This window comes from Stenotrophomonas sp. NY11291, from assembly GCF_023277365.1.
In the GTDB taxonomy this organism is placed as follows: domain Bacteria; phylum Pseudomonadota; class Gammaproteobacteria; order Xanthomonadales; family Xanthomonadaceae; genus Stenotrophomonas; species Stenotrophomonas geniculata.
Genome location: NZ_CP096975.1, coordinates 877,189 through 890,475 on the forward strand (window position 1 = coordinate 877,189; position 13,287 = coordinate 890,475).

At 65.9% G+C, this 13,287-nt stretch carries 12 protein-coding genes; 9 read left to right on the forward strand and 3 right to left on the reverse strand.

The genetic code is table 11. The annotated features are described in order from the left end of the window. Positions 1-6 precede the first annotated feature (6 nt). The 7 genes from secY (at position 7) to M1L61_RS04035 (ending at position 5,491) form a co-directional block, all read left to right on the forward strand. Positions 7-1,374, forward strand: a complete 1,368-nt coding sequence (gene secY, locus M1L61_RS04005; RefSeq protein ID WP_005408215.1) for a preprotein translocase subunit SecY — start codon at positions 7-9, stop codon at positions 1,372-1,374. 347 nt (positions 1,375-1,721) lie between these two features. After that, the gene (gene rpsM, locus M1L61_RS04010; RefSeq protein ID WP_004154500.1) at positions 1,722-2,078 is read left to right on the forward strand and encodes a 30S ribosomal protein S13; all 357 of its coding nucleotides are present in this window, start codon (positions 1,722-1,724) and stop codon (positions 2,076-2,078) included. Positions 2,079-2,089: 11 nt separating this feature from the next. Next, on the forward strand, positions 2,090-2,479 hold the full coding sequence (rpsK, locus tag M1L61_RS04015) for a 30S ribosomal protein S11 (RefSeq protein ID WP_004145443.1): 390 nt from the start codon (positions 2,090-2,092) through the stop codon (positions 2,477-2,479). Positions 2,480-2,494: 15 nt separating this feature from the next. Further along, complete coding sequence (rpsD, locus tag M1L61_RS04020; RefSeq protein ID WP_004145446.1) at positions 2,495-3,124, forward strand: 30S ribosomal protein S4; 630 nt, start codon at positions 2,495-2,497, stop codon at positions 3,122-3,124. Positions 3,125-3,179: 55 nt separating this feature from the next. After that, positions 3,180-4,178, forward strand: coding sequence for a DNA-directed RNA polymerase subunit alpha (gene rpoA, locus M1L61_RS04025; RefSeq protein ID WP_010483975.1), 999 nt, complete (start codon positions 3,180-3,182; stop codon positions 4,176-4,178). A gap of 191 nt (positions 4,179-4,369) precedes the next feature. After that, the gene (gene rplQ / locus M1L61_RS04030; RefSeq protein ID WP_005408217.1) at positions 4,370-4,753 is read left to right on the forward strand and encodes a 50S ribosomal protein L17; all 384 of its coding nucleotides are present in this window, start codon (positions 4,370-4,372) and stop codon (positions 4,751-4,753) included. A 231-nt stretch (positions 4,754-4,984) separates the two neighbouring features. After that, entirely contained in the window at positions 4,985-5,491 is a 507-nt protein-coding gene (locus tag M1L61_RS04035; RefSeq protein ID WP_010483974.1) for a disulfide bond formation protein B, read from the forward strand. Between the two features lie 34 nt (positions 5,492-5,525). Here M1L61_RS04035 and M1L61_RS04040 read toward each other — a convergent pair whose 3' ends face one another. Continuing rightward, on the reverse strand, positions 5,526-7,649 hold the full coding sequence (locus M1L61_RS04040) for a TonB-dependent receptor (RefSeq protein ID WP_248854358.1): 2,124 nt from the start codon (positions 7,647-7,649) through the stop codon (positions 5,526-5,528). Between the two features lie 217 nt (positions 7,650-7,866). Between M1L61_RS04040 and M1L61_RS04045 the strand changes: the two genes are divergently transcribed. Both M1L61_RS04045 and M1L61_RS04050 read left to right on the forward strand, forming a co-directional pair. After that, entirely contained in the window at positions 7,867-9,258 is a 1,392-nt protein-coding gene (locus M1L61_RS04045; protein WP_010483972.1) for a 3-deoxy-7-phosphoheptulonate synthase class II, read from the forward strand. Between the two features lie 634 nt (positions 9,259-9,892). Then, complete coding sequence (locus M1L61_RS04050) at positions 9,893-11,080, forward strand: mechanosensitive ion channel family protein (RefSeq protein WP_345779128.1); 1,188 nt, start codon at positions 9,893-9,895, stop codon at positions 11,078-11,080. A gap of 72 nt (positions 11,081-11,152) precedes the next feature. Here the strand turns inward: M1L61_RS04050 and M1L61_RS04055 are convergent, their stop codons facing one another. Together M1L61_RS04055 and M1L61_RS04060 are read right to left on the reverse strand one after the other, a co-directional pair. Continuing rightward, the gene (locus M1L61_RS04055; RefSeq protein WP_019336447.1) at positions 11,153-12,775 is read right to left on the reverse strand and encodes an amidase; all 1,623 of its coding nucleotides are present in this window, start codon (positions 12,773-12,775) and stop codon (positions 11,153-11,155) included. A 41-nt stretch (positions 12,776-12,816) separates the two neighbouring features. Beyond that, on the reverse strand, positions 12,817-13,284 hold the full coding sequence (locus M1L61_RS04060; protein ID WP_005408223.1) for a DUF2127 domain-containing protein: 468 nt from the start codon (positions 13,282-13,284) through the stop codon (positions 12,817-12,819). Positions 13,285-13,287 lie beyond the last annotated feature (3 nt).

Here is a 13,287-nt window from a genome sequence, read left to right on the forward strand (position 1 = left end):
AAAATCATGGCGCAAGCTGGCATCGGTAACCTCGCGGGCGGAATGGGCAAGTTCACTGAACTTCGCCAACGTTTGCTGTTCGTCGTCGGGGCTTTGATCGTCTATCGCATCGGCTGCTACGTGCCGGTGCCGGGCGTCAATCCCGATGCCATGCTTGCCATGATGCAACAGCAGGGCGGCGGCATCGTGGACATGTTCAACATGTTCTCGGGCGGCGCCCTGCACCGTTTCAGCATCTTCGCGCTGAACGTGATGCCGTACATCTCGGCATCGATCGTGATGCAGCTGGCCGTGCACATCTTCCCCGCCCTGAAGGCGATGCAGAAGGAAGGTGAGTCCGGCCGCCGCAAGATCACCCAGTATTCGCGCATCGGCGCCGTGCTGCTGGCAGTGGTGCAGGGCGGTTCGATCGCGCTGGCCCTGCAGGGCCAGGTCTCGCCGTCGGGCGCTCCGGTCGTGTACGCACCGGGCATGGGCTTCGTGCTCACCGCCGTGGTCGCGCTGACCGCCGGCACCATGTTCCTGATGTGGGTCGGTGAGCAGGTCACCGAGCGCGGCATCGGCAACGGTGTGTCGCTGATCATCTTCGCCGGTATCGTCGCTGGCCTGCCGGGTGCGATCATCCACACCTTCGATGCCTACCGCGACGGCAACATCCAGTTCATCCAGCTGCTGCTGATCGCCATCGTCGTGCTCGCCTTCACCTTCTTCGTGGTGTTCGTCGAGCGTGGCCAGCGCCGGATCACGGTCAACTACGCGCGCCGCCAGGGCGGTCGCAATGCGTACATGAACCAGACCTCGTTCCTGCCGCTGAAGCTCAACATGGCCGGCGTCATCCCGGCGATCTTCGCCTCGAGCCTGCTGGCCTTCCCGGCCACCCTGGCCATGTGGTCCGGCCAGGCCGCCAACCAGAGCAGCTTCGGCCAGGTCCTGCAGAAGGTCGCCAACGCGCTGGGCCCGGGCGAGCCGCTGCACATGATCGTCTTCGCTGCGCTGATCACCGGTTTCGCGTTCTTCTACACTGCGCTGGTGTTCAACTCGCAGGAAACCGCCGACAACCTGAAGAAGTCGGGCGCGCTGATTCCGGGCATCCGTCCGGGCAAGGCCACTGCCGACTACATCGACGGCGTGCTGACCCGCCTGACCGCGGCCGGCTCGGCCTACCTGGTGATCGTCTGCCTGCTGCCGGAACTGATGCGCACGCAGCTGAACGCCTCGTTCTACTTCGGCGGTACTTCGCTGCTGATCGTGGTGGTGGTGGTGATGGACTTCATCGCCCAGGTGCAGGCGCACCTGATGTCCCACCAGTACGAGAGCCTGCTGAAGAAGGCCAACCTGAAGGGCGGCAACCGCGGCGGTTTTGCCCGCGGCTGATTGGCCTGTTATACTTTCGTCTTCCTGACGTGATGGTCCCTCCGCTTCGCGGACTCCGGCCACACAAACGAAGGGCGGCCCCCGCAGCGGTTCCGGGTGGGGGTGTGATGAGGTGGTCCCGCGCTGGAGTAGCGCGGGCGGCTCCGGGGGAAACCCCAGGTCCAACCCCATCCGGCGCCGGAGCCTGGGCACACTCCCCAGGCCGGGTTCATGAAACCAATGGTTTCACGGGCTTCCATGTAAACCGGAACCTTGTTAGTATCGCTAGTTCACTTTTTTGATCCATCCTGCCGGATCGGCGTGCCCGAGGCGCGCTGTCGGCCATCACTCAGCTGGAGAACCGCGTCATGGCGCGTATTGCAGGCGTCAACCTGCCAGCCCAGAAGCACGTCTGGGTCGGGTTGCAAAGCATTTACGGCATCGGCCGTACCCGTTCGAAGAAGGTCTGCGAAGTCGCAGGCGTTGCTTCGACCACCAAGATCCGCGATCTGTCGGAGCCGGAAATCGAGCGCCTGCGCGCCGAAGTCGGCAAGTACATCGTGGAAGGCGATCTGCGCCGTGAGATCGGCATCGCGATCAAGCGCCTGATGGACCTGGGCTGCTACCGCGGCCTGCGTCACCGTCGTGGCCTCCCGCTGCGTGGCCAGCGCACCCGTACCAACGCCCGCACCCGCAAGGGTCCGCGCAAGGCGATCAAGAAGTAAGGGACTGAGAAATGGCTAAGCCCGCTGCTAAGACCAAGAAGAAGATCAAGCGCGTCGTCACCGACGGCGTTGCCCACGTCCACGCTTCGTTCAACAACACCATCGTCACCATCACCGACCGCCAGGGCAACGCTCTGTCGTGGGCGACCTCCGGTGGCGCTGGCTTCCGCGGTTCGCGCAAGTCGACCCCGTTCGCTGCCCAGGTGGCTGCTGAAAAGGCCGGTCGTGCTGCGCTGGACTACGGCGTGAAGTCGCTGGAAGTCCGCATCAAGGGCCCGGGTCCGGGCCGTGAGTCGGCCGTGCGTTCGTTGAACAACGTCGGCTACAAGATCACCAACATCATCGACGTGACGCCTATCCCGCACAACGGGTGCCGTCCGCCGAAGAAGCGTCGCGTCTAAAGGGAGCGATAAGAAATGGCTCGTTATATCGGTCCTACCTGTAAGCTCGCCCGTCGCGAAGGCGCCGACCTGTCCCTGAAGAGCCCGGCGCGTGCGCTGGACTCGAAGTGCAAGCTGGAGCAGAAGCCCGGCCAGCACGGCGCCACTGCCCGCAAGGGCAAGCTGTCCGACTACGCCACCCAGCTGCGTGAAAAGCAGAAGGTCAAGCGTATCTACGGCCTGCTGGAGCGTCAGTTCCGCAACTACTACAAGAAGGCCTCGACCAAGAAGGGCAACACCGGCGAGAACCTGCTGCAGCTGCTGGAAACCCGCCTGGACAACGTCGTCTACCGCATGGGCTTCGCCGTGACCCGTCCGGCTGCCCGTCAGCTGGTGTCGCACCGCGGCGTCACCGTGAATGGCAAGTCGGTCAACCTGGCTTCGTACCAGGTCAAGGCTGGCGACGCCATCGCCCTGTCTGAAAAGGCTGCCAAGCAGCTGCGCGTCCAGGAAGCCCTGACCGTCGCCGCCCAGCATGACCTGAGCCCGTCGTGGGTTGAAGTGGATTCCGGCAAGTTCACCGGCATCTTCAAGGCTGTTCCGGATCGTTCGGATCTGCCTGCGGACATCAACGAAGCGCTGATCGTCGAGCTGTATTCGAAGTAATTCACATTGGAGAGCCCCCGGCGACGGCCGGGGGTTCACTAGGAGAACCCGCAACATGACGGTTACCGCCAACCAGGTTCTGCGTCCTCGCGGTCCGCAGATCGAACGCCTTACCGACACCCGTGCAAAGGTCGTTATCGAACCTTTGGAGCGGGGTTACGGGCATACGCTGGGTAATGCCCTGCGTCGCGTGCTGCTGTCGTCCATCCCGGGCTTCGCCATCACGGAAGTCGAAATCGACGGCGTGTTGCATGAGTACACCACGGTCGAAGGTCTGCAGGAGGACGTGCTCGAAGTCCTGCTGAACCTGAAGGACGTGGCCATCCGTATGCACTCCGGCGACAGCGCCACCCTGTCCCTGTCCAAGCAGGGCCCGGGCGTTGTCACCGCTGCCGATATCAAGGTCGACCACAATGTGGAGATCCTGAACGGCGAACACGTGATCTGCCACCTGACCAAGGATACGGCGATCAACATGCGTCTGAAGATCGAACGTGGTTTCGGCTACCAGCCGGCTGCCGCGCGTCGTCGTCCGGACGAAGAAACCCGTGCCATCGGCCGCCTGGTCCTGGATGCCTCGTTCTCGCCGGTCCGCCGCGTCGCCTATGCCGTTGAAGCGGCCCGCGTCGAACAGCGTACCGACCTGGACAAGCTGGTCATCGATATCGAGACCAACGGCACCATCGACGCCGAGGAAGCCGTGCGCACCGCCGCCGACATCCTCAGCGACCAGCTGTCGGTGTTCGGTGACTTCACCCACCGCGACCGCGGTGCGGCGAAGCCGGCCAACAACGGCGTGGATCCGGTGCTGCTGCGCCCGATCGACGATCTGGAGCTGACCGTGCGTTCGGCCAACTGCCTGAAGGCTGAAAGCATCTACTACATCGGCGATCTGATCCAGAAGACCGAAGTGGAGCTGCTGAAGACCCCGAACCTGGGCAAGAAGTCGCTCACCGAGATCAAGGAAGTGCTGGCTCAGCGCGGCCTGTCGCTCGGCATGAAGCTGGAGAACTGGCCGCCGGCCGGTGTCGCCAGCCACGGCATGCTGGGCTGATATCGGTAATGCCTGAAGGCTCCACCGTTCGCGGTGGGGCCTTCAACGCAACACAACATGCCACGACGAACCGCAGGTTCGCGGGGCAGGTCGTCCAGGACGGGCGACCAGGACCAACCGCAGTCCGCGCAGCAACGCCAGGAAGGCGACAACGATCCGCACAGCCTCATCATTAACCAAGGAATATCACCATGCGTCACCAGAAGTCTGGCCGTAAGTTCAGCCGCACCAGCGCCCACCGCGAAGCGATGTTCAAGAACATGGCCGCCTCGCTGTTCAAGCACGAGCTGATCAAGACCACCCTGCCGAAGGCCAAGGAACTGCGCCGCGTTGCCGAGCCGCTGATCACCCTGGCCAAGGTCGACTCCGTCGCCAACCGCCGTCTGGCCTTCGCCCGTCTGCGCGACAACGAAGCCGTGGGCAACCTGTTCACCATCCTGGGCCCGCGCTACGCGAACCGTCCGGGCGGCTACCTGCGTCTGCTGAAGTGCGGCTTCCGCGCCGGCGACAACGCGCCGATGGCCTACGTCGAGCTGGTCGACCGTCCGGTCGTGGCCGAGGAAGTGGCCGAGTAATCGGACTGCTCGAACGCGACACAGCGAAAGCCCGGCCTCTGCCGGGCTTTTGCGTTCTGGTAGCGCCGGGCCATGCCCGGCGTTTCCGTATCCGCTACGCTCGCCGGGCATGGCCCGGCGCTACCTGCGGCACAATGCGACCCACACCGTTCCGACAGGCGTCACCTGTGGTGGTTCAGACGGCGCGCACTCTCGGTTACGCTTGGCGCCTGATCCATTCGAGCGTTGACGATGAATCCACTGCGCTGGCCCTTCCGCGCCCAGTTCTTCCTGGGCTTCCTGATCTGCGCGGGCCTGCTCGGCTACGCGATCTTCCTGCAGCTGAAGATGGGCCTGGAGCCGTGTCCGCTGTGCATCTTCCAGCGCTTGGCCTTCGCCGCGCTCGGCCTGCTGTTCCTGATCGGCGCGCTGCATGGTCCGTCCAATCGCCCGGGACGCGCGACCTATGGCGTGCTGGCCTTCATAGCCGCCGCAGTGGGCGTCGGCATCGCCGCGCGCCACGTCTACGTGCAGATGCTGCCGCCGGAAATGGGTTCCACCTGTGGCCCGCCGCTGGCCTTCCTGAGCGAGACCATGGGCCCGCTGGAAGTGTTCCGCACCGTGCTGACCGGTACCGGCAACTGCGGCAACATCGACTGGACGTTCCTGGGCCTGACCATGCCGATGTGGTCGGGCGTGTGGTTCGTGCTGCTGGCGCTGTGGGCGCTGGTGGTGTCGCTGCGCAAGGTCAAGCGCTGAAGCAGGGGAGTGCCGGCCGCTGGCCGGCACTACCTCAGAAGTCCTGCTGCAGGCTCAGGTAAGCGCCACGGCGCGGCCCCCACTGCGGGGCGAACACGCCGACACCGCCGCCATCACGCAGCTGGTAGCTGCGATCCAGTGCGTTGATCACGGCCAGCTGCACGTGCAGCGGATGACCGCTGTCGGCGTTGAAATCGTGTCCGGCGCTGAGATTCACCTGCAGGTAGGACGGCAGCTCGCCACCATTGGGCACGCCCTCGATGTCCGAACGCAAGCCGCTGCCGAACACGTAGTTGGCCCCGATCCGGTTGTGCCCGGCGAAGGCGTAGCTGAGGCCACCGGACGACGTCAGCTTCTGGTCGTGGTCGAGGTGGATCCAGTGGTTGGCCACATAGGCCAGCGCGTCCGGATCGAGGTTGTACTGGCCGGTGATGACGTCGGTACCGATGGCCTTGTTCAGCGCGGCGTTGAAGTAGGCGCTGAACGGACCGTTGCTGTAGTCGGCACTGAACTCCAGGCCGCGGATATGGCCACGGCGATAGTTGAAGGTCGAATAGATGTAGGCGGCGCCGAATTGCCCTTCGTCCTGCAGGCGGGCGACGCGTCGGTCATACGCATCCAGGCCCAGGGTCAGGTGCTCGCCCAGTTGCTGCGAGACGCCGATGTCGTAGTAGTCGCTGCGCTCGGCCAGCGGCGTGTTGTTGCCGCCGCTGGGCTGCTGGTTGGTGGTGCCGTCGTATAGCGCGATGTCGCTGCTGGCGATCAGTTCGCTGGCCGGCGGCGTGAAGTAGCGTGAATAGCCGGCGTGCACGGTGGTGCTGTCGCTGGCATTCCAGACCACGCCCACGCGCGGGCTGAGCTGGCCCTCGGTGTGGCCGAAGGCTTTGTAGCGGTCGCCACGCAGGCCGTAGTTCACGGTCCAGTCGTCGCCGAGCTTCCATTCGTCCTGCACGTACAACGCCAGCGTGCTGGTATGGAACGCGCTGCGATCAGGAATCTGCAGCGGTGTGGTGCTGGACTGCTGGCCGGCATCATCAACCGGGAACACCCAGCTGTTGTTGCTGGCCCGCGCGTTCTCGTAATTGCCGTACAGGCCGTAGCGCAGCGTGTGGTCGTTGCCCAACGGCGCCGAGAAGTCGGCCTGCAGCGTGTTGGCGCGGTTGCTGCGCTGGACCTGCGAGGCGACGCCGCTGAACACCAGATCGCCGACCACATCAGGATTGAAGCCGACATCGCTGTAACGCTGCCCGGCCGAGACCTGGTAGGCGGTGTCGCCCAGTGTGCCCTGCAGCACCAGCATGCCGAAGCGCGTGGTCTCGCGCTGGGTCTCATCCAGCTGGCTGGAATCGAAGGTGGTGGTATCCAGGTAGCCGAACTGCGGCGTCTGGCCGGGGTTGACCGGAATCTGGAAGCGGTTGTTGGCGAAGCCGGCGAACACGCTCAGGCGGGTGGTGTCGTTGACCAGATAGGTCAGGTCGGCGAACGCCTTGCCTTGGTGGGTATCGTCATGCTCCGGCTTGCGCGAACGGGTCGGGTTCTCCAGGCCGACTTCGTTCTGGTCGTAGTTGCCGGTCAGGAACCAGCTCCAGCGCCCCTGCGAGCCCCACCATGAGGCATTCGGATTGACCTTGCCGAACGAGCCGGTGGTGATGCCGACGCTGCCGCCATTGCCGAGCTCGGCGCCACTGCGGGTGGTGATGTCGACCACCGCGGCGGTGCGCTCGCCGAACTGTGCTGGCAATGCCCCGTCCATCAGCCGGATGCTCTTGATCGTGCGCGCATCCAGGGTCTGGCCGAAGCCGGAGATCGATTCGGGCAACAGCACGCCGTTGATGCGGTACTGCAGATTGGCGTGGTCGCCGCGCACGTGCACGCCGCCATAGGAATCCTGGACCACGCCCGGCGCCTGCAGCAGCACCTGGCTGAGCGGCGCGGAGGCGCCCAGCGGCTGCTTCTGGATGTCCTCGGCGGTGATCTGGTACTGGCTGCTGCCGATGTCCGGCGACAGTGCGTTGCGGGCCTGGTCGAGCTGGGCGCTGACGGTGACCGTGTCGAGGTCCTTCACGGGAGCGGCGGCATCGGCGGCCACAGCGAGGGAAGGCAGGCTGGCCAGGGTCAGGGCGAAGGTGATGCCGGTAGCGAGCAGGGAGGGCTTCATGGCGGATACGCTGTGGAAGGGGTCAATGGGGATTGAGTGTTACTTCGTAACAGTGCGTGGCGAATCATGCGCCTGTCCGGCTGGCCGTGGGCATGCCGCTTTTGGCCGATCGCGATGCCCTTTCCCCGGCGTTCAGTCATGTGCAGACGCCGTTCGACCCTTTGCGACAGCGGTCGGCTCTGCGACCATGAACGTCTCCCACCTCCGGAAGCCTGCAATGAGCCTGTCCGCCGTTTCGCCTGTCCCCGATCCCGTCGCAGCGGCCACCGGCGCTGCCTGGTCGCCGGAGAGCTGGCGTGGCAAGACCGCGCTGCAGATGCCGACCTACCCGGACCCTGTGGCGCTGGACGCTGCCCTGCACGAGCTGAAGCGGCTGCCGCCGCTGGTCACCTCGTGGGAGATTCTGGCGCTGAAGCAGCAGCTGGCCGAGGCCCAGGAGGGCAAGCGCTTCCTGCTGCAGGGTGGCGACTGCGCCGAGAATTTCAGCGACTGCGAATCGGGCACCATCTCCAACCGCCTGAAGGTGCTGCTGCAGATGAGCCTGGTGCTGGTTCACGGCCTGCGCCAGCCGGTGATCCGCGTCGGTCGTTTCGCCGGCCAGTACGCCAAGCCGCGTTCGGCCGATACCGAGACCCGCGACGGTGTGACGCTGCCGAGCTACCGCGGCGATGTAATCAACGCGCCGGCCTTCACCGAGGCGGCGCGCCTGCCGGACCCGAAGCGGATGCTGCAGGCCCACGCGCACTCGGCGATGACGATGAATTTCGTGCGTGCGCTGATCGACGGTGGCTTCGCCGACCTTCACCACCCCGAATACTGGAACCTGGAATGGGTAAGCCACTCGCCGCTGGCCGCCGAGTACCAGAAGATGGTGGCCTCGATCGGTGATGCGGTGCACTTCATGGAGACCCTGGCCGGGGCCCGCGTGCACAACCTCAACCGCATCGATTTCTACACCTCGCACGAGGCGTTGCTGCTGCCCTACGAGCAGGCGCTGACCCGGCAGGTGCCGCGCCAGCAGGGCTGGTTGAACCTGAGCACGCATTACCCGTGGATTGGCATGCGCACCGCTGCGCTCGATGGCGCACACGTGGAATACCTGCGTGGCGTGCGCAATCCGATCGCGATCAAGGTCGGCCCATCGGTGACGCCGGACCAGCTGCTGCGCCTGATCGACGTGCTCAACCCGCATGACGAACCGGGCCGACTGAGTTTCATCCACCGAATGGGGGCGGCGCAGATCGCCGAGAAGCTGCCGCCGCTGCTGGACGCGGTCAAGCGCGATGGCCGTCGCGTGCTGTGGGTGTGCGATGCGATGCATGGCAACACCGAAAGTACCGCCAACGGTTTCAAGACACGTCGCTTCGACAATGTGCGTGGCGAAGTGGAGATGTCGTTCGATCTGCATGCGGCCGCAGGCACGCGCCTGGGTGGTGTGCACCTGGAGCTGACCGGCGAGGACGTGACCGAATGCACCGGTGGCGCACGCGAGCTGACCGAGCGTGATCTGGAGCGCGCCTACCGTTCGACCGTGGACCCGCGGTTGAACTACGAGCAGTCGCTGGAGATCGCGATGGCGATCGTGCGCAAGCAGGAGCAAGTGCGGTAAGGGTTTTTCGGCAGGGCTTGCAGCCCTGCACCTGCCCAGAATCCGAAGCAACAGCAAAAGCAACAGCAGAAGCGGCATTCCGTGGGATGGCGGGGCGGTGTGGGTGGTCAGGACACGCCGTAAACCCATCCTTGGGGGCTCGATGGCGCCATCCATGGCGCCAACGGTCCCGCCCACCCACACCGCCCCGCCTCTGACAGATCCCTGCGGTCTGTTGGTAACTGCGGCCGTTGTTCAGCGCGGTTGTTGGTGGGTGTCGACCTTGGTCGACACGATTTTTCTTGCATATATCGAATGAGTCATCCACGCACGGCGTGGATCTACCGTGTCGACCAAGGTCGACACCCACCAGGGCAATACGCCGTTCCGACAGGTCGCAAGAATCTGTCGAAGGCGGGGTGGGTCCGGTTGCGGGAGTGTCCGCGGCATGGATGCCGCGGCCAAGCCCCCATGGATGGGTTCACGGCGTCTCCCGCAACCGGACCCTCCCCGCCATCCCAGAGGAAACACGCTTCTGCTGTTGCTGTTGCTGTTGAGGTTGCCGGCCAGCGGCCGGCGCTACAGCAGGTGCAGGGCTGCAAGCCCTGCCGATCAACACCCTGCTTACGAACGACTGACGTGACGCTCATGCGCCATGCGCGAGGCTGTCCGCTTGGCTGTTCGTGTGGAGGTAGCAACGGTGCACTGGCAAAGCGCACAGGCATATGTATGGCCGCTGGGTCTGGCGGCGTTGGTGGGCGGCATCGGCGCGTGGCTGATCCTGTGGATCTATCACCGGCTGAAAGGGCGTGATCGCCGGCGTGCGCGCATCGGTCGTGTGCTCGGGCTGCCGATGGCCACTGCATGGCCGCTGCTGCTGTTGATTCCCGCGTTGCAGGCCACACCGCTGCAGGATCCGTTGCTGGGCAATCTGCAGCATGTGCTGCACATCGCGCTGACCGCGTGCTTCATCTGGTTGCTTGTACGCGCGGTGGCGGCCGGTGAGCGCGCGATCCTGCGCAGCCATCCCATCGATGTCTCCGATAACCTGGAGGCGCGCCGCATCCAGACGCAGACGCGGGTGCTCAGTCGTGTGCTGATGGGTGGCATCGTCGTGCTGGGCGCGTCGTTGGTGCTGCTGACCTTCCCGATGGTGCAGAAGATCGGTACCGCGCTGCTGGCCTCGGCGGGCCTGATCGGTCTGGTGGCCGGTATCGCGGCCAAGCCGGTGTTCGGCAACCTGATCGCTGGCCTGCAGATTGCAGTGACGCAGCCGATCCGCCTGGATGACGTGGTGATCGTGGAAGGCGAATGGGGCCGCATCGAGGAGATCGGCAGCAGTTACGTGGTGGTGCGCATCTGGGATGAGCGGCGGATGGTGGTGCCGTTGACCTGGTTCATCGAGAACCCGTTCCAGAACTGGACGCGGCGCAGTGCCGATCTGCTCGGCACTGCGTTTCTGTGGCTGGACTACCGGGCGCCGATCACGGCGATCCGCGCCGAACTGGAGCGCATCTGTCGTGGCGAAGCGCTGTGGGATGGCCGGGTCTGCGTGACCCAGGTGACCGAGACCAGCGAGCGTGCGATCCAGGTGCGACTGCTGGTCAGCGCGCGCAGCTCCGGTGATGCCTTCGACCTGCGTTGCCTGGTGCGCGAGCGCATGCTCGACTTCCTCGCGCGTGAGCATCCGCAGTCGCTGCCGCAGGTGCGTGCGCGGCTGCAACACGAAGACGAGCTGGATATGCCGCGCGGCCCACGTGCGCGCACCGCGGATGTGCGTTCGCCTGGCGCGGAGGATGGTGAAGCGGCGATCGTGCCGGCGGAGCCTGACCAGCCTCTGTAGGGCAGGGCCATGCTCGGCCGCTTTCGATCTTCCGGTGAAGCCGAGCGTGGGCTCGGCTCTACAGAAACACGATCACGGCTCGCCGGCGTCGATCAATGCATCGGTATCGAAGTGCGGCGGGCGCCGTGCGCGCGTGCGCTGCTCGTAGGCGTAGGCCATTTCGATCAGCTTCGGCTCGCTCCAGGCGGTGCCCATGAACAGCAGGCCGACTGGCAGGCCATCGATCTGGCCCATCGGCACGGTCAGGCTGGGGTAACCAGCGACGGCAGCGGCGCTGTAGCTCTCGCCGGGGAAGTCGTCGCCTTCGCTGCGGATCGGCCACGCCACACCGGTGGTGGGTGCGACCAGCGCGTCGAGCTGGTGGGCGGCGAGGGCGGCGTCGATGCCTTCCGGGCCGGCCAGGCGGCGCGCATCGCTGCGCGCGCGGATGTAGGCGGGGTCGGCCAGGCCAGCAGTGGCATCGGCCTCTACCAGCAGCTCCTGGCCGAACAGGCCCAGTTCCTGCTTGCTGTGCGCCTGGTTGAAGGCAATCAGTTCGGCCAGGCTGCGCAACGGCGCGCGGTGGGTGCTGAAGTAGCGCTCCAGCCCGGCCTTGAATTCGTACAGCAGCAGCGTGCGCTCGGCTTCGGCCCAGGCGCCCTGGTTGGGCAACTCGACGGGGACCACGACGGCACCAGCGCGACGCAGCTCGGTCGCTGCCTGATCGATCAGCGGCGGCATGCCGCGGTACTTCAGCAGCGGCGTCTGCAGCAGGCCGATGCGTTTGCCGCGCAGGCCCTGCGGGTCCAGGCGTGCGGTGTAGTCGTAGACCGCGCGGCCGGGCATGGTCGCGGTGGCCGGGTCGGCATCATCGCGGCCGGCGATCGCGGTCAGCACGGCGGCAGCGTCGGCGACGCTGCGTGCCATCGGCCCGGCAGTGTCCTGGCTGAAGGAGATCGGGATGATGCCGTCGCGGCTGACCAGGCCGACGGTTGGCTTCAGGCCGACCACGCCGTTGATCGCCGCCGGGCAGACGATGCTGCCATCGGTCTCGGTACCGATCGCCACGCTGGCGAGGTTGGCGGCCACGGCCACCGCGCTGCCGCTGCTGGAGCCACAGGGCGAATGACTCAGCCGATAGGGATTGCGGGTCTGGCCACCGCGCGCGCTCCAGCCGGAGATGGAATCATTGCCGCGGAAATTGGCCCATTCGCTCAGATTGGTCTTGCCCAGCACCACCGCACCGGCTTCGCGCAGCCGGCGCACCAGGTAGGCATCGTCCGGACGGAAGCCCTGCAGGGCCAGTGAGCCGGCGCTGGTGGCCATCGGCGCGGCGTTGATGTTGTCCTTCAGCAGCAGCGGGATGCCATGCAGCGGGCCGCGCAGGCGTCCTTCGCGGCGCTCGCGGTCGCGCGCGGCGGCTTCCTTCAGGGCATCGGGGTTGAGCTCGATCACTGCGCGCAGGCGCGGCCCGGTGCGGTCCAGGGCGGCGATGCGCTGCAGGTAGGCCTGGGTCAGGGTGGTGCTGTCCAGTTCACCGGCGGACATTCGCGCCTGCAGGTCGGCAACATCGGTTTCGGCGTACGGGAACGGCACGTTGCGGCTCGCAGGTTCGGCCGCATGCGCGCTGGGCGTGGCCGGGCTGCAGCCAGCCGAAAGCAGCGCCGGCAGCGCGGCGAGCAGGCAGGTCAGCAGAGGCGGCAAGGACGGGCGCATGGGGCGGCTTGGTCGGCTCCAATCCCCAGTGTAGCGGGTGCTCAGCGGTGACGCTTGCGCAGGTCGCGGGCGAGGACGTAGACCACGATCAGGTTGATCGCCAGGATCGTCCACGACGGCCAGCCGGGATGGCGGATGATCGCGAAGATGTCGAACGGCAGGTACAGGGCGGCGGTCAGGCAGCCCAGCCAGGAAGCCCAGGCCTTGGCCCGCCACAGGCCCCAGGCCTCAACCAGGTGCAGCAGGCCGTAGCCGATCATCCCCGCCGCGGCCAGGTGGACCGCGTCGGGGCTGATCATGTGCAGCAGCGAGGGCAGGGTGCCATGGTCCGGATCCAGGCTGAAACGCCGGATCAGGGCCATGATGCCGTGCCGTAGCGGCTGCGGTCCGAGCACTTCCAGCCCGGTGGCGGCCAACAGCGCCAGCATCGCCTTGCTCGCTTCGAGCAGGGCGATGACATGGAGGCCCGGATGCCGGTGTGGATCCGGGTTGTAGCCGCTCTGGTTCACGGG

What these genes read in the sequence shown, in the direction of transcription:
- secY (WP_005408215.1), top strand. Translation starts at nt 7, where the DNA reads ATGGCGCAAGCTGGCATCGGTAACCTCGCGGGCGGAATGGGCAAGTTC.
- rpsM (WP_004154500.1), top strand. Translation starts at nt 1,722, where the DNA reads ATGGCGCGTATTGCAGGCGTCAACCTGCCAGCCCAGAAGCACGTCTGG.
- rpsK (WP_004145443.1), top strand. Translation starts at nt 2,090, where the DNA reads ATGGCTAAGCCCGCTGCTAAGACCAAGAAGAAGATCAAGCGCGTCGTC.
- rpsD (WP_004145446.1), top strand. Translation starts at nt 2,495, where the DNA reads ATGGCTCGTTATATCGGTCCTACCTGTAAGCTCGCCCGTCGCGAAGGC.
- rpoA (WP_010483975.1), top strand. Translation starts at nt 3,180, where the DNA reads ATGACGGTTACCGCCAACCAGGTTCTGCGTCCTCGCGGTCCGCAGATC.
- rplQ (WP_005408217.1), top strand. Translation starts at nt 4,370, where the DNA reads ATGCGTCACCAGAAGTCTGGCCGTAAGTTCAGCCGCACCAGCGCCCAC.
- M1L61_RS04035 (WP_010483974.1), top strand. Translation starts at nt 4,985, where the DNA reads ATGAATCCACTGCGCTGGCCCTTCCGCGCCCAGTTCTTCCTGGGCTTC.
- M1L61_RS04040 (WP_248854358.1), bottom strand. Translation starts at nt 7,649, where the DNA reads ATGAAGCCCTCCCTGCTCGCTACCGGCATCACCTTCGCCCTGACCCTG.
- M1L61_RS04045 (WP_010483972.1), top strand. Translation starts at nt 7,867, where the DNA reads ATGAGCCTGTCCGCCGTTTCGCCTGTCCCCGATCCCGTCGCAGCGGCC.
- M1L61_RS04050 (WP_345779128.1), top strand. Translation starts at nt 9,893, where the DNA reads ATGCGCGAGGCTGTCCGCTTGGCTGTTCGTGTGGAGGTAGCAACGGTG.
- M1L61_RS04055 (WP_019336447.1), bottom strand. Translation starts at nt 12,775, where the DNA reads ATGCGCCCGTCCTTGCCGCCTCTGCTGACCTGCCTGCTCGCCGCGCTG.